Genomic DNA, 14,775 nt, shown 5'->3' on the forward strand with positions numbered 1-14,775 from the left:
TCTCCCTTAATCCAGGGTCTCGATGGTGAAGTTGCGGTTGGTGTAGATGCAGATGTCCCCGGCGATCTCCAGGGACTTGCGCACCATCTCCTCGGGCGGCAGTTCGGTGTTGTGCAGCAGGGCCAGGGCCGCCGCCTGGGCGTAGGCGCCGCCGGAGCCGATGGCCACCAGGCCGTGCTCGGGTTCGAGCACGTCGCCGTTGCCGGTGATGATCAGGGAATGTTCCCGGTCGGCGATGGCCAGCATGGCTTCCAGCCGGCGCAGCACCCGGTCGGTGCGCCAATCCTTGGTCAGGTCGACGGCGGCGCGGATCAAATGGCCCTGGTGCTTCTCCAGCTTGGCCTCGAAGCGCTCGAACAGGGTGAAGGCGTCTGCCGTGGCGCCGGCAAAACCGGCCAGGATGCGATCCTGGTAAAGCTTGCGCACCTTGCGCGCGGTGCTCTTGACGACGATGTGGCCGAGGGTCACCTGGCCGTCGCCGCCCAGGGCGACGGTGTTGCCCCGGCGCACCGAGACGATGGTCGTGCCGTGGTATTGCTCCATGATGGCTCCGAAAAGGACGAAGGGGCGCCTGCCGGCGCCGTCGCAGGCGGGAAGGCCCCGCCTAGCGCTTGGGGGAAAGGACCTGGGCGACCGCGCTGACCCCGACCAGGGTGAGCAGCTCCGCCACCAGTTGGTTGGCGCCGCGGATCACCACGGTCTTGCCGGCGGTCTTGAGGGGGGTGAGGGCGTTGAGCAGGGCGCCGGCGCTGGAGAAGTCCATGCGCGCGACCCGGCTCAGGTCGATGGTCACCGGATTGCGCAGGGCGGCAAAGTCGGCCAGCCCGGCAAAGCGCTCGCCGGCCAGCTGGCCGGAAAGACAGAAGGCGTCGTCGCCGGCCGGGGCGGCACGCTCGGGCACCGCCGTGACCACGGCCTTGACCGGCTCCCAGGCGGGAGGCGACACCTCGAAGGTGACAGCATAATCCACCGCCTTTTCCTCGAAGCCGGCGGTATCTCCGCTCAAGGCCAAGAGGTTGAGCAGCAGCAGCCAACAGCCCTCGGCCTCGGGCTTGCCCGCCTCGCAGCGAGGCAGCAGCCGGGACATGAGGCCGTCGATGCCCGACAGGGCGATGCCGATACGGCGCTGCCGCGCCTGGTCGAAACAGGCCGCCAGGCGGGCACAACCTTCCGGGTCGATCAGGGTGACCTTGGCGAAATCCCAGGCCAGGGATGCCCCCGGCCGCCCCTGTTCCAGGGCGCGGGACAGGGCGGCAAAGCCCTCGTCGTTGCCGGCTTCCAGGGCCCCCTTGAACTGGAGGGCGCCCCGGGGCGCCGCCGGCGCGGGACAGGCATCCGGCTGGATCTGCCAGGTGGGCGGCGACTTCTCGAAGGCGTTAGCGAAGGCCAGGGCCAGTTGGTCGAACTCGGCGCGCTGGTTGAGCACCTGGCACAGGTCGAGCTGCATCAGCCACAGCCGCTCGGCCAAGGCGCCCTGGCGATGCTGCTCCCGGGCCTCGGCGAGGATCGCCGCCACCTGGGTGTCGGCACCGTTGGCGTAGAGCATGGCCACCTGTTCGAGCAGCCCCTGGAGCGGGCTCGCCTCGTGCTCCAGCTGGATGCCCACGTCGGAGACTTCCAGGCCGGCGAAATCCAGGGCCCCCAGGTCGTCGTCGGGAAATTCGGTGGAGGCGTCCAGGGCCGGCGCCGTGGCGGCGCCCCGGGACTGGGTGCCCTGGCTGCCGGTGGGGAAATCGAGGGGCGGCACCGACAGCGCTCCCAGCCGCTCCGCCTCGGCGGACGCAGGGCGCGGCGAGGCTGGCGGCGGCACGGCGGCGCGGGGCCGCGGCACCGTCTTCGGCTCGTCATCCGAAGGTTTTGGCTTTTTGAACAGCGAGAAAACCATGGGAACGGGAATCAGGGGCTCGCCGGAGGCGAATGTAGGCCGCCGGTTGCATTTCCGCTGTCAGGACGGCGGCGGAAACCCGGGCGGGGAAGAAGGTTTTAGCACAAGGCCGCCCCCCGGGCAATGTTGCACAGCAACGCTCGCCCGGCGACGGACGGTCGTTCGACCGTCGTCGGACCGCCCGGTTCAGGCGCCCGAACGCCCCGTCGAGGCGCGCAGCACCCCCAGCAGAGCCAGGGCCGCCAGTACCAGGGAAAGCACGGCGCCGAAGGGCTGGTCGAGCAGCAGGGCCAGGGCGAAGGCCGCCACGTAGCCCCCCAGGCCGCAGCCCATGGCGTAGACCAGCCCGCGCCGCCAGCTGCCGGCCCGGTGGAAGGCCAGGAAGGGCGGCACGAACACCAGGGCGAAGGCAGCCATCACCCCGACACTCATGGTGGCGAAGCCCAGGGCCGCCGCCACCAGCAGGTCGAACAGCAGGTGGGCGCGGGAGGCGGAACGGCCCCGGGCGCGGAAGTGGTCGGGGAAGAAATGGGCGGTGAGCAGGGCCCGGGACAGGAAGGCCACGCCGAGGGTGGCCACCGCCAGCACCGCCAGGGCGGTGAGCAGTTCGGCGGTGCCGGTGAAGTACAGCTGGCCGTCCAGCAGAGCATGGCCGAGGCGCTCGGCCACCGGCAGATTGGCTACCAGCAGGACCGCCACGCCCCAGCCGAACAGCAGCAGCAGAGCATAGGCGGCACCGCGCAGGGCCGGCGCAAGGCCCTCGGCGCCGTGCTTGCCGGCGGCCGCCACCAGGGCGCCGAGCAGCCCGCCCACGGCCGGCGGCCAGGCCAGGGCCAGCACCACCAGGGCGCCGGCGGCGGCGGTCTGGGCCAGGGCCAGGGCCGCCAGCCACTCGTCCTTGAGGCGCAGGTAGGCGCCGAGCAGGGGCAGCAGCAGGGCGTAGGGCAGCCCGGTGAGAAAGGGGGTGAGGAACAGGGGATCGAACAGCAACTCGGTCTGCAAGGTCATGCCCCATCCCCCGTGCGCGGCACCACGGCCACCCGGCGCTGGCAGGCGCAGGCCAGGAAGTCGGCGTCGTGGCTGACCACCAGGAAGGCCCGGCCGGCGGCGGCCTGGGTGCACAGTGCCTCGGCCAGGTGGGCGACCCCGGCCGGGTCCAGGTTGTTGGTCGGCTCGTCGAGGATCACCAGGGCGGCGTCACTGCCCAGGCTGGCCCACAGGGACAGGTACTGGCGCTGGCCGCCGGACAGGCGGTCGAGCCGCTCGTCGAGGCGGTGCTCCAGCCACGGCGGCAGCCCAGACGGGCTGGCGCCGGTGAGGGCAAGCAGTTCGCGGCCGGTCAGGGGCACGCCGTCCAGGGGCGGTTGCTGCTGGTTCTGGATCGACACTGCCAGGCCAGGGGCACGCTCCAGACGGCCGCCGAACAGGCGGGCGGCACCCACCAGGGCGCGCAGCAGGGTGCTCTTGCCGCAGCCGTTGGGCCCGGCCATTCCCACCACTTCGCCGGCGGCGACGGTGAACGACACCGGCCCCACCACAGGCCGGTCGTAACCGGCCACCAGGGCGTCGCCGCGCAGCAGCGCGCCACCCAGGACAGCGTCGGGCGCCAGGGAAGGGGCCTGCGCTCCACTCATTTGAGGGCCGTCTTGAGGCGGGCCAGGGTGTCGTCGAACAGGCCGAACAGGTCCTTGGCCTCGGCGTCGCCCCCCACGGTGAAGGGCAGCACCACGGCGGGGATCTTGGCCCGCTCGGCCACCCACTTCGATGGCCCATCGTTCTGGTAGGCGGCGCGGATCACCATGCGCGCCGGGGTGGCCTGCTGGCGGGCCAGCACGTCGGCCAGGGAGGCGCTGGTGGGCTCGACCCCGGGCTTGGGCTCCAGGGCCCCCACCTCGGTCATGCCCAGCCAGGCGGTGAGGTAGGCGAAGGCCTTGTGCTGGACCCACACCCGGGTGCCCTTGAGGCTGGCGCCGTCCTGCTCCCAGCGGGCCATGGCGGCTTTCCAGCGGGCGCGAAAGCCGTCCAGGTTGGCCCGGTAGGTGCCCGCCTTGGCCGGATCTATGTCGGTCAGACGCTGGGCCAGGCCTTCCGCCACCTTGAGGATGTTGCGCGGGTCGAGCTGGATGTGGGGGTTGCCGGCGGGGTGCACGTCCCCGTCGGCCCGGTCGAGGCGGGCGGGGATTTCCAGCCGGGTCACCAGGTTGGCGGCTTCCAGGTAGCCGGGCTGGCCCACCTGGATGCGGCTGTTGCCGGATTCGCGCAGCACCACCGGCAGCCAGCCGATTTCCAGCTCGGCTCCGGTGGCCACCACCAGCTGGGCGCGCCGGGCGGCGGCGATCAGGCTGGGCTTGGCGTCCACCCGGTGGGGGTCCTGCATGGCGGTGGTGGCCTGGTAGACGTTCACCTCGGCGCCCCCCACCTCCTTGGCCAGGGCGGCCCATTCGGGAACGGTGGCGAACACCTGGACGGCGGCCGATGCCGGTGCGGCGCCGAGGAGCAGGGCGAACGCGGCGGCGGACAGGGCCCCCGCCAGGGCGTGCTTGAAGGATTTCATCGGTGCTTCTCCGGTCAGAACTTGTGGGCGCCGTGGGTGCCCAGGCTCATGATGTATTGCAGCCAGACCACGTTGTCGGTCATGTCGGGGCGGGACTGGTCCCGGTTGTATTGCAGGCGCACCCGAGAGAACTCGGAGGGGCTCCAGTCCACCATCACCGAGTTGCGCCGGGGATTGTAGGACTCCAAATAGGGCATCGCCGCCATCGGCACCAGGCCCTCCTGGACCACGCCGATCTGGGCGTTGCCGGAACTCAGGCGGTCGTGGCGCATGCCCACCCGCCAAGTGGGCATGAACTGGTAGACCGCCTGGGCGTACCAGCCGGACTGGGTGGAGCGGTAGCCGCCGTCCACCGCCCCCACCGGGCCGCCGGCACCGCTGTCGTCGTAGCCGAAGGCGCCGTTCTCGGTGCGGCGGAAGTATTCGCCCTGGAACTTGAAGTTGCGGTACTGGGGGTTGCCCTGGGGCGCCCATTTCCAGACGAAGTCGGCGATCCAGGTCTTGCTCGTGCCGGTGAAGGTCTGGGTCACGCCGCTGGCCAGGGGATCGTCGTAGGTCCGCCCGTTGGGCTTGGTCTGGAAGTAGGACAGGCCGGTCTTCCAGCTGTGGGACGCGCCCACGTCGCCGCCCAGGTGGGCGAACAGGGCGCCGGACATGAAGCCGTTCTTGTTGCGGCTCTCGTCCCGGGACGGGAAGCTGCGCGCCCGGGCGGCCTCGGCGCCGATCTCGAAGAAGGTCTCGGTGGGCGCCAGCCAGCGCGCCTGGACCCCGTCCATGCCCAGGTTGAAGCCGAAGAAGGCCTGGTAGGGCAGGGGCGCGTCGGCGAAGTCCCACTCGTGGGGGTGCTGCTCGTTCAGGTAGCCGACGCCGGAGAGGAAACGGCCGGCCTTGATGTTGAAGCCCTGGCCCAGCCCCAGGGTCTGGATGCTGGCTTCTTCCACCCCCACCGTGTTGTCCGGCGCCAGGGAGGCGCGCAGGGTGCCGCGGAACAGATGGTCCACGTTGGCCGAGATGGCCAGCTCCGACTCGCCCAGGTTGAAGCTGCGCGCCGTCGGCATGGCCTCGCCCAGGGTCGGCACGAAGCCCTGGATACGGTAGGGCCGGTCCGGGTTCTGGGAGGTGTTGACGTAGGTACCGGTGAGGATCAGGGAGATTTCCGGGTTGAACGCCGAGGCCGAGGCCGGGCGCTGGCTGGCGGCCTGGGCGCTGACCTGGGCCGCCGTGGCCACGTTTTCGGCGGCGCTGGCCCGGGTTTCGGCGGCGCTGGCGGCGTTCTGGGCCGTGGTGGCGCTGCCCTGGGCGGCCACCGCTGCGGTCTCGGCCTTGCCGGCGCGGGTCTCGGCCGACTGGAGGCGGGCCTCCAGGGCGGCGATGCGTTTCTCGTAGCCGTCCTTCATGGCTTTCAGCTGGGCGCGGATCTCGGCCAGGTCGTCCTTGTCGGCGGCCAAAGCCGGCAACGGGAACGCCGTCGACAAGGCCAGCGCCAGGGCGGTGCTGCGCAGGGAATGGTTCATGGGTTCTCCTTGTGTGCTGGGGTGACGTCTGTCGGTTCGGGGGAGTCAGGCAGGGCCACGGAGGCCCCAGGCTCGGAACAGTCCCGGGCGCCGCAGAAGAGGCGGAAGGCGCCTTCCACGTATTCCCGGGGCAGGCGGTCCACGATGAACACCAACCGGGTCGCCCGGTCGGCGTAGGCCGGATCAGCAGGCCAGGCCGGCAGCCGGGTTTCCGGGTAGCGCAGGTGCTGGACGGCCTGGACCACCCGGGGGGAGTCCTCGCCGCGCACCGCCACCAGCCCCTTCAGGCGCAGGATGCGGTCGCCGCAGGTACCGAGCAGCACGTCCAGGGCTTCGGCGAACTCGCCCCAGGCCAGGGGCTCGGTAAAGCGCAGGACGAAAGCGCGCACCTGGTCCGAATGGCGGTTGGCGTCGTGGACGTGGGCATGGCCGGGGGCGGCGGCGCGCACCGCCTCATCGGCCAGCCAGCGGGCCACATCCGGATGCTTGCCGGCGGGTACGTAGAGGCCCAGGTCGATGAACGACTCCGGCGCCAGGGGGCCGGCGGGCTCCAGGGCCAGGCGCGGCGCCCCCGGGTTGAGGGCGGCCAGGGCCGCTTCGGTGGCGGCGCGCTCGGCCGGCGTGGCCAGGTCGCACTTGGTCAGCAGCAGCCGGTCGGCCATGGCCGCCTGCTTGAGCGCCTCCCGGTGGGCCGCCAGGGTGGCGGCGCCGTTGAGGGTATCGACCGCGGTGAGCACGCCGTCGAGGCGGTAGCGTTCGGCGAGGAAGAAGTCTTCGAGCAGGGTGTAGATCACCGGGGCCGGGTCGGCCAGGCCGGTGGTTTCGATGATTACCCGGGTGATCGGCGGCACCTGGCGGCGCAGGGCGCGCATGAACAGGTCCTTGAGGCTGCGGGCCAGGTCGCCGCGCACGGTGCAGCACAGGCAGCCGGAATCGAGCAGGACCAGGTTCTCGTCGATCTTCTCGACCAGGTGGTGATCGACGCCGACCTCGCCGAACTCGTTGATCAGCACCGCCGCCCCGGCAAAGGCGGGAGTCTTGAGCAGGCGGTTGAGCAGAGTGGTCTTGCCGGCGCCGAGAAAGCCGGTGAGCAGGGTCACCGGAATGCGCCGGTCGGCGGCTGGCGTGCTCATTGCCCAGCCTCAACGTCGGCGGTCGGCTTTTGCAGGCAGCCGTTCAGACCCCGTTCGAGCAGTTCCCGGGGCAGGTTGCGGCCGATGAAGACGAAGCGCGAGCGGCGCGGCTGGCCCGCCGGCCAGAGTCCTTCCGGGGTGCCGCCCATCATCATGTGCACGCCCTGGAAGACGATCCGCTCGGGCCGCCCATCCATGGCCAGCACACCCTTGTAGCGCAGCAGGTCGTTGCCGTAGACCATCACCAGGCCGCCCAGGAAGTCCTCCAGGCGGGCCCCATCGAAATCCCGCTCGGCCTCGAAGACGAAGGCACTGATGTCGTCCTGGTGGTGATGGCGGTGGGAGGTGAGGAAATCCGGCGCCACCTCCAGGATGGCGTCCAGGTCGAAGCCGCGCACGTCGAGCAGGGCGTCCAGGGGGGCATTGCCGAAGGGGGCGTCCATCAGCCGGGCCCGGGGGTTGATGGCGCGCAGCCGGGCGGTCAGCTCCGCCAGGGCCGCCGGCTCGGCCAGGTCGGTCTTGGACAGCAGCAGCCGGTCGGCAAAGCCGGCCTGGGCGCGGGCCTCGCCGTGGGCGTCGAGCTGGGCCGCGCCGTGCACCGCGTCCACCACCGTCACCACCGCGTCGAGCTTGTAGCAGCGCGCCACGTCCTCGTCGGCGAAGAAGGTCTGGGCCACCGGCCCCGGGTCGGCCAGGCCGGTGGTCTCGATGATCACCCGGGCAAAGTCGATCAGGCCGGCCTCGCGGCGGATCGCCAAGTCGGTGAGGATACGGATCAGGTCGCCGCGCACGGTGCAGCAGATGCAGCCGTTGTTCATCTCGACGATGGTCTCGTCGGAGCCGAGCAGCAGCTCGTTGTCCACGCCCACCTCGCCGAACTCGTTCTCGATCACGGCGATGCGCTCGCCGTGGCGTTCGGTCAGGATGCGATTGAGCAGGGTGGTCTTGCCCGCGCCGAGAAAGCCGGTGAGCAGGGTGACGGGAATGGGGGCGGTGCGGCTCACGGACGGACTCCGGCGGATGTTGCGGCAAACGAAGGGAGGAGCATGGCGGCGGCCCCCGGGCGGCAGCGGGCCGCGCCGCTCCGACGGGCGGCGCGGGGCAGGGGTGCCACGGTCAGGCCTTGCCGCTGTTGCAGCGGTCGCACTGGCCGTGCAGATCGAGCTCGGCGCGCTGCAACTGGAAGCCGGCGGGCAGCTCCGGCGGCGGCGGCGGCGGGGTGTCGAGGCAATACACCTGGCCGCAGTCGTCGCAGTGGAAGTGCAGGTGGTTCTGGTGCTTGCCGTCCCGGGCGGCGGCGTAGCGGGTCACCCGGGTGGCGTCCACGCCGCGGGTGGCCAGGCCGGCCTCGGCCAGCCAGTCGAGCACCCGGTAGAGGGTCACCCGGTCGCCGGCGTCCGGCCCCAGGGCGGTCTCCACGTCGTGGTGGGACATGGGCGTGGGCGCCTCGCGCAGCAGGGTCAGCACCCGCACCCGGGCCGGGGTGACCCGGGCGCCGATGGCGCGCAGGGCGGCGGCCGCCGGAGAGGCCACCGGGGCCGCGCCGTCTGCGTCAGCGGCAGAGGGAGGGAGGGGGGACGGAGCAGTAGCCATGGCGCCATGATAAACGCTACACGACCACAAATGCAACAGAGTTGCACAAATGGAATAAAAACATGGCGGCACCCCTGCGCCAAACCCCAATAGGGACGGGCATCTTCACGATGCCATCCTGAAGAGCAAGCAATGGCGCGGCATTCGGCGATGGCAACGCGGAGATGCCCGCCAGTCGCGGCGATTGCAGGGGGGTGGCACACCGCCCCGGGAGAGTCCCAGGCCCGTGCCGAAATTTCCACGGTGCGGCGGCGGCCTGACAGCCTCATCCATGGCACCCGGCCGGCTGGCCGCGTCCCATGGGGACGAAGGCACGGGGCAGAGCGCGGGTCGCCGCCCGGCCGCCCCGGCTCAGTCCACCTGGACGAGCAGGCCCTTCAGGTATTCGCCCTCGGGGAAGGCCAGGGCCACCGGGTGGTCCGGGCCGCCGGCCAGGCGGCGCAGAATGCGGGCGTCGCGGCCGGCGTCGCTGGCGGCGCCGGCGACGATCTTCTGGAACAGGTCCACGCCGATGCCGCCGGAGCAGGAATAGGTGAGCAGCAGCCCGCCCGGAGGCAGCAGGCGCAGGGCCAGCAGGTTGATGTCCTTGTAGGCCCGGGAGGCGCGCTCGGCGTGGGCCGCGGAAGGGGCAAACTTGGGCGGGTCGAGAATGATCAGGTCGAACTGTTCGCCGGACTTGCGGATGGCGCGCAGCTCCTCGAACACGTCGGCCTCGCGCCACTCGGCCCGGGCCGGGTCGAGCCCCGGGTTGAGGGCCAGGTTACGCTTGGCCTGTTCCAGGGCCGGGCCGGAGGAATCCACCGACACCACGTGGGCGGCACCGCCGGCCAGGGCTTGCAGGGAAAAGCCGCCGGTGTAGCAGAAGCAGTTGAGCACGCGCTTGCCTTTGGCCAGCTGGCCGGTGAGCAGCCGGTTTTCGCGCTGGTCCAGGTAGAAGCCGGTCTTGTGGCCGCCGGCCACGTCCACGCCGAGGCGCACGCCGTTTTCGACGATGGAGAGCGGCGCCTCCCCTTCCCCGGCCAGCCAGCCGGTGGTGGGCTCCAGCCCCTCCATGGCGCGCACGTCGGAATCGGAGCGCTCATAGACCCGGGTCACCCCCAGGGGGGCGCCGGCCTGGAGCAGGGCATGGACGATGGCCTTGCGCCATTTGTCGGCGCCGGCGCTGGTGAGCTGCACCACCACCGTGTCGCCGTAGCGGTCGGCGATCACCCCGGGCAGGCCGTCGGATTCGGCGTGGAGCAGGCGCACCCCGCCCTCCGGCCCCAGATCGGCGGCCAGCTCGGGCAGGGCCTGGCGGCGGGCCACGGCGGCGACGATGCGGCGTTTGAAGAAGGCGTCGTCGATGGATTCGGCGGCGTCGAAGGTCCACATGCGCACCCGGATCTGGGATTTGGGGCTGTAGGCGCCCCGGCCGAGCGGCGTGCCGTCGTCGGCCAGCACCTCCACCGTGTCCCCGGGCCGGGCCCGGCCCTCCAGTCGGCCGACCGAGCCGGCGAAGATCCAGGGGTGGCGGCGCCGCAGGGAGCGGTCCTTGCCGGGCAGGAGGACGAGTTGGGCCATGGGGAGGCTTTCGCAGAACGGGAGAAAACGGGGGAAGACGGAAAAACGCACTGCGGCGCCCGGAAGGCGCCGCGAAGGCGGGAGTGTACTGACCCGGAGCGGGGGATGCCAGCGGCGCGCGCACCCCGGGGGTCAAGCAGGCGCCGGGGCCGACAGGATAGGGCAGAGACTCGGCAGCGGCACGGCAGGCAGTATCGGGGCAAGGGTTAGAAAGTGCCGCGACTCCCGCCACGCCCCCTAACTGCCGAATAGCCCTTCCAGCCCGCGCCCGGCCCCGTAGGTGACGGCGGCAGCAGCTAGGCCGATGGCCAGCTGGCGCAGCCCGGACCAGGCGGCATGGCGGCCGGTGAACAGGGAGATGCCGGCGCCGATGGCGAACAGGCCCAGGGCGCTGGCTATGGCACAGCCAACGATGGCCGTCTGGCCGTCGAGATAAAAGAGGGGCAGCACCGGCACCAGCGCCCCCACCAGGAAGACCGCGAAGGAGGCCGTCGCGGCGTTGCCGGCGGAACCGCCCAGGTCGTCCGGGTTGATGCCCAGCTCTTCCCGGGCCAGGGTGTCGAGGGCGGCGGACTTGTCGGCGATCACCCGGGCGGCGATGGCCTCGGCCTCGGCGGCCTCGAAGCCCTTGGCCCGGTAGATCAGGGCCAGTTCGGCCTGTTCCTCGGCGGGCACCTCGGCCAGTTCGTCGGCCTCGGCGGCGATCTGCCGGGCGTACATCTCCCGGCTGCTCTGTACCGAGATCCACTCGCCCATGGCCATCGAGCAGGCGCCGGCGAGCATGCCGGCCAGGCCGGTGGCGAGCACGGTGGAGGCTTCGAACTGGGCGCCGGCCACCCCCATCACCAGGCTGAAGGTGGACACCAGCCCGTCGTTGGCTCCCAGCACGGCAGCGCGCAGGGCGTTACCTCCGCCGGCGCCATGGCGGCCTTCGAGCCGGGCGTAGGCGCCGCCGTCCCAGGCTGCACCGCCCGGGGACGCCAGGCGGGCGAGCAGGCGCGCGTGGGAGCGTTCCTGGGCGGGCATCTGGGTGCCGCTGGCCTCGCGCTGGGCGTCGTAGGTGGTGCGGTCCTGGCTTTCCTGGGCGGCCACCACCGGCAGCACGGTCTTGGCCCCCAGGCGCCGGGCCAGGGCCATCAGCACCCGGGCGCGCCAGGAGGGCAGCAGGGGCGGGCGCTGGGCGCCGGCCTTGACCAGGCGGCGGCACCAGAACTCGACGTGGGCCTCTTCCACCTGGGCCAGGCGGCGGTACACGTCGGCCAGCTCGGGCTGGGGCTCGTGGTCGGCCATGGCCCGGTACAGGGCGGCGCTGTCCACCTCGCTCTGCAGGTTGCGCCGGTAGCGGCGCAGGTCGTCGGGATTGGCGCGACCGCCCCGGGGTGGGACAGAGGGAGTGGAGTCGTCCGGGGCGCTCATTTGCGCTTGGCCCGGGGGTGGGCGGCGTCGTACACCTTGGCCAGGTGCTGGAAGTCCAGGTGGGTGTAGACCTGGGTCGAGGCGATGCTGGCGTGGCCGAGCATCTCCTGCACGGCGCGCAGGTCGCCGGAGGATTGCAGCACGTGGGAGGCGAAGGAGTGGCGCAGCATGTGGGGATGGACATGCACCTCCAGCCCGAGGCGGCGCGCCCGCTGGTCGAGGCGCACCCCCACCATGGCGTCCGACAGGCGGCGCCCGAGGCGGGAGACGAACAGGGCCGGCTCGTCCGGCGCGGCCAGCTCGCCGCGCACCGCCAGCCAGGCTTCGATGGCGGCCTTGGCGGCGGACCCCACCGGCACGATGCGTGGCTTGGAACGCTTGCCCAGCACCCGCACCTCGCCCCCGGCCAGGTCGGCCAGGCAATCGAGGTTAAGGCCGGTCAGCTCGGCGCGGCGCAGCCCCGAGGAATAGAACAGCTCGAACATGGCCTTGTCGCGGCAGAGCAGGCGCGGGTCGGCGTTGTCGCCGGCGCCCGGATCGTCGCCGTCGAGCAGGCGCTGGGCCTCGTCCGGGGAGAGAACCTTGGGCAGGCGCTTGGGCGATTTGGGCGCCCGCACCCCTTCCACCGGATTGGCACCCGGGCCGCCCCGGGCGGCGAACCAGCGGTAGAAGCCGCGCCAGGACGAGAGCAGCCGGGCGATCGAGCGCCCGGACAGCCCGCCGCCGTGCAGAGTGGCGGCAAAGCGACGGATGTGGTGGCCCTGGATGGCGTCCAGGGTCAGGGGCGAGGCCAGCCCGGCGGCCAGGCCGGCCAGCCGCTCCAGGTCGCGACCGTAGTTGGCCACGGTGTGGGGCGAGGAACGGCGCTGGTCGCGCAGCTCGGCGCAGAAGGCGGCGATGCGGGCGGCATCGGCGGGGGCCACGGCCGGCGCCGGGGCCAGGGTCGGTTCAGCGCCGGAGGGCAGGCGCTGCATTGGCGCCGCCCCCCCGGTGCGAGGCCGGGGAGCCGGCTTGGCCCGGGCGGTCATGGCGCTCAGGCCGGGCGGGCCACCCGCAGGAAGGCAGCCGAAACCAGCTCGCCGAGGCGCTCCAGATACAGGGTGCCCATGTCGGCGTAGAAACGCTGGGCGTCCTCGCTGCCCAGGGCGATCATGCCCAGGGTGGCGCCGCCGCTGCGCAGGGCGATCAGAGCCTGGGAGCGCACGTGGGGGGCGTCGGGGCCGAACCAGGAGGAGGTCTCGAAGCCGTGGGCGGCGCCACAGTAGGGCTTGCCCAGGGTTTCGGCGAACACCGCCAGCTCCTCGCCGAAGGCCAGGAAGTCGGGCAGCTCGGCGCCCTCGCCCATGCCCGCCGGAGTGTCCCACAGGCGCAGGGCCACGTGGGGCACCTCGAAGTCTTCCTTGAGTTGCATGTGCACCGCGTTGGCCACGGCCAGGGGCGAGGCGGCGGCCACCAGGGAGACAGCCAGCCGGTGCAGCTTCTCGGAGATGGCGTCGTTCTGCTCGCCGTAGCGCATCAACTCCATCAGCCGGCCTTCCAGGGTGCGGTTCTGCTCGCGCAGGGTGAGCATCTGACGCTCGGTGATGGAGATGGCGCGGCCGCCGTGGGGGTGGGGAATCACCACCCGGGCCATCAGGTCGGCGTAGTCCTCGAAGAACTGGGGGTGGTTCTGCAAGTAGTGGGCGACGTCTTCGGCGCGCAGGGCGGCGGTGGTGGCGCTCATAGGGTGATTTCTCCGGAAAAGACGGTGACGGCCGGGCCGGTCATGAGCACCGGGGTGCCCTCGCCGCCCCAGGCGATGGTCAGGAAGCCGCCCCGGGTCTCGACCCGGACCGGGGAATCGAGCAGGCCCCGGGCGATGCCGGACACCACGGCGGCGCAGGCGCCGGTGCCGCAGGCCAGGGTCTCGCCGGCGCCGCGCTCATAGACGCGCAGGCGGATGCTGTGGCGGTCCGCCACCTGCATGAAGCCGGCGTTGACCCGCCTGGGGAAGCGCGGGTGGGATTCGATGATCGGCCCCTGGCGCTCCACCGGGGCGCTGTCCACGTCGGCCACCACCTGGACGGCGTGGGGGTTGCCCATGGACACGGCGGTGATCAGGACCTCCTCGTCCCCCACTTGGAGGGGCTGGACCGTCTCCCGGCTGGGGCTGACGAAGGGCACCTGGTCCGGTTCGAACACCGGCACGCCCATGTCCACCGTGACCTCGCCGTCGTCGTTGAGGCGCGGTTCGATGATGCCCTTCTGGGTTTCGACCCGGATGGCGCGCTTGTCGGTCAGGCCCTGGTCGTGCACGAAGCGCACGAAGCAGCGGGCGCCGTTGCCGCATTGCTCCACCTCGCCGCCGTCGGCGTTGAAGATGCGGTAGCGGAAATCGACGCCGGGCTGGGAGGCGGGCTCCACCAGCAGCAATTGGTCGCAGCCGACGCCGAAGTGGCGGTCGGCCAGGGCGCGCACCTGGGCGGCGCTGAGGTTTACGGACTGGCGCACGCCGTCGATGACGACGAAGTCGTTGCCCAGGCCGTGCATCTTGGAAAACTTGAGGTTCATGATGGGGTAGCGTAACGCGTCAACGCGGGGTGGTGCTGGATAGATTGCGGACCATTATAAAGTCGTCCATGACGAAGCCGTTGCCGATGTCCTTGGTGACGGATTCGCGCACGGCAAAGCCGTGCTTGCGGTAGGCGCCGATGGCCGGGGCGTTGTGCTTGTTGACCGCCAGGACCAGGGTTTGGCAGCCCCGGGCGGCGGCCCGTTCCACCACGTGGGCGATCAGGGCGCCGCCCAGGCCGCCGCGCTGGTGGGCCGGGTCCAGGTAGAGCTTGTCGAGCTTGGCTTCATCCCCTTCCGGCGAAAACAGGGTGGAAGCGAAGCCGATGCGCGCGCCGTCGCGCCATAGCACGTCCCAGGCCACGTCGTCCCGGCCCAGTTCCTCGGCCAGCACGGCGGCGTTGTAGCGCTGCGCCAGCATGTAGTCGATCTGGCCCTGGGTGATGATGCCCGGGTAGGTGGCCTGCCAGATGCGCCGGGCCAGTTCGGCCACCGGGCCGATGTCGGCCGCATCCATGGGGCGGATGGCGGCGCCGGCGGGCAGTCGGGAAGCGTTGCTCATGACCGTCC

15 protein-coding genes are annotated in these 14,775 nt (G+C 71.6%); all 15 read right to left on the reverse strand.

Translation table 11 applies throughout. The features are described 5' to 3' along the window. Positions 1-6 precede the first annotated feature (6 nt). The 15 genes from hslV to V7Z98_RS09540 all read right to left on the reverse strand — a co-directional run bounded on the left by hslV (position 7) and on the right by V7Z98_RS09540 (position 14,767). The gene (hslV, locus tag V7Z98_RS09470; RefSeq protein ID WP_293263606.1) at positions 7-543 is read right to left on the reverse strand and encodes an ATP-dependent protease subunit HslV; all 537 of its coding nucleotides are present in this window, start codon (positions 541-543) and stop codon (positions 7-9) included. Positions 544-604: 61 nt separating this feature from the next. Continuing rightward, positions 605-1,831: an STAS domain-containing protein gene (locus V7Z98_RS09475; RefSeq protein ID WP_334157774.1), complete on the reverse strand. Its 1,227-nt coding sequence runs from the start codon at positions 1,829-1,831 to the stop codon at positions 605-607. Positions 1,832-2,071: 240 nt separating this feature from the next. Further along, complete coding sequence (locus V7Z98_RS09480) at positions 2,072-2,893, reverse strand: metal ABC transporter permease (RefSeq protein WP_334157775.1); 822 nt, start codon at positions 2,891-2,893, stop codon at positions 2,072-2,074. Next, on the reverse strand, positions 2,890-3,519 hold the full coding sequence (locus V7Z98_RS09485) for an ABC transporter ATP-binding protein (RefSeq protein ID WP_334157776.1): 630 nt from the start codon (positions 3,517-3,519) through the stop codon (positions 2,890-2,892). The genes V7Z98_RS09480 and V7Z98_RS09485 overlap by 4 nt, the downstream gene beginning before the upstream one ends. Beyond that, positions 3,516-4,439, reverse strand: a complete 924-nt coding sequence (locus V7Z98_RS09490; RefSeq protein WP_334157777.1) for a metal ABC transporter substrate-binding protein — start codon at positions 4,437-4,439, stop codon at positions 3,516-3,518. Before V7Z98_RS09490 ends, V7Z98_RS09485 begins: the two co-directional genes overlap by 4 nt. A gap of 14 nt (positions 4,440-4,453) precedes the next feature. Next, entirely contained in the window at positions 4,454-5,953 is a 1,500-nt protein-coding gene (locus V7Z98_RS09495) for a hypothetical protein (RefSeq protein WP_293263611.1), read from the reverse strand. Next, positions 5,950-7,086 carry a CobW family GTP-binding protein gene (locus tag V7Z98_RS09500; protein ID WP_334157778.1) on the reverse strand — a complete coding sequence of 379 codons (1,137 nt, stop codon included), beginning with the start codon at positions 7,084-7,086 and terminating at the stop codon, positions 5,950-5,952. Before V7Z98_RS09500 ends, V7Z98_RS09495 begins: the two co-directional genes overlap by 4 nt. Continuing rightward, positions 7,083-8,090, reverse strand: coding sequence for a CobW family GTP-binding protein (locus tag V7Z98_RS09505; protein ID WP_334157779.1), 1,008 nt, complete (start codon positions 8,088-8,090; stop codon positions 7,083-7,085). Before V7Z98_RS09505 ends, V7Z98_RS09500 begins: the two co-directional genes overlap by 4 nt. Before the next feature lie 112 nt (positions 8,091-8,202). Further along, positions 8,203-8,679 carry a Fur family transcriptional regulator gene (locus V7Z98_RS09510; protein WP_334157780.1) on the reverse strand — a complete coding sequence of 159 codons (477 nt, stop codon included), beginning with the start codon at positions 8,677-8,679 and terminating at the stop codon, positions 8,203-8,205. A gap of 351 nt (positions 8,680-9,030) precedes the next feature. Further along, on the reverse strand, positions 9,031-10,239 hold the full coding sequence (locus tag V7Z98_RS09515; RefSeq protein WP_334157781.1) for a class I SAM-dependent rRNA methyltransferase: 1,209 nt from the start codon (positions 10,237-10,239) through the stop codon (positions 9,031-9,033). Between the two features lie 237 nt (positions 10,240-10,476). Beyond that, positions 10,477-11,655 carry a VIT1/CCC1 transporter family protein gene (locus tag V7Z98_RS09520; RefSeq protein WP_334157782.1) on the reverse strand — a complete coding sequence of 393 codons (1,179 nt, stop codon included), beginning with the start codon at positions 11,653-11,655 and terminating at the stop codon, positions 10,477-10,479. After that, a complete protein-coding gene (locus V7Z98_RS09525; RefSeq protein ID WP_293263617.1) occupies positions 11,652-12,629 on the reverse strand; it encodes a tyrosine recombinase XerC in 978 nt (325 codons plus the stop codon). Before V7Z98_RS09525 ends, V7Z98_RS09520 begins: the two co-directional genes overlap by 4 nt. Positions 12,630-12,688: 59 nt before the next feature. After that, a complete protein-coding gene (locus tag V7Z98_RS09530; protein WP_293263618.1) occupies positions 12,689-13,378 on the reverse strand; it encodes a DUF484 family protein in 690 nt (229 codons plus the stop codon). Beyond that, positions 13,375-14,205, reverse strand: coding sequence for a diaminopimelate epimerase (dapF, locus tag V7Z98_RS09535; RefSeq protein ID WP_293263619.1), 831 nt, complete (start codon positions 14,203-14,205; stop codon positions 13,375-13,377). Before dapF ends, V7Z98_RS09530 begins: the two co-directional genes overlap by 4 nt. A gap of 19 nt (positions 14,206-14,224) precedes the next feature. After that, the gene (locus tag V7Z98_RS09540) at positions 14,225-14,767 is read right to left on the reverse strand and encodes a GNAT family N-acetyltransferase (RefSeq protein ID WP_334157783.1); all 543 of its coding nucleotides are present in this window, start codon (positions 14,765-14,767) and stop codon (positions 14,225-14,227) included. Between the last annotated feature and the right edge of the window lie 8 nt (positions 14,768-14,775).

This window comes from Oryzomicrobium sp., from assembly GCF_036820405.1.
Classification (GTDB): Bacteria; Pseudomonadota; Gammaproteobacteria; order Burkholderiales; family Rhodocyclaceae; genus Oryzomicrobium.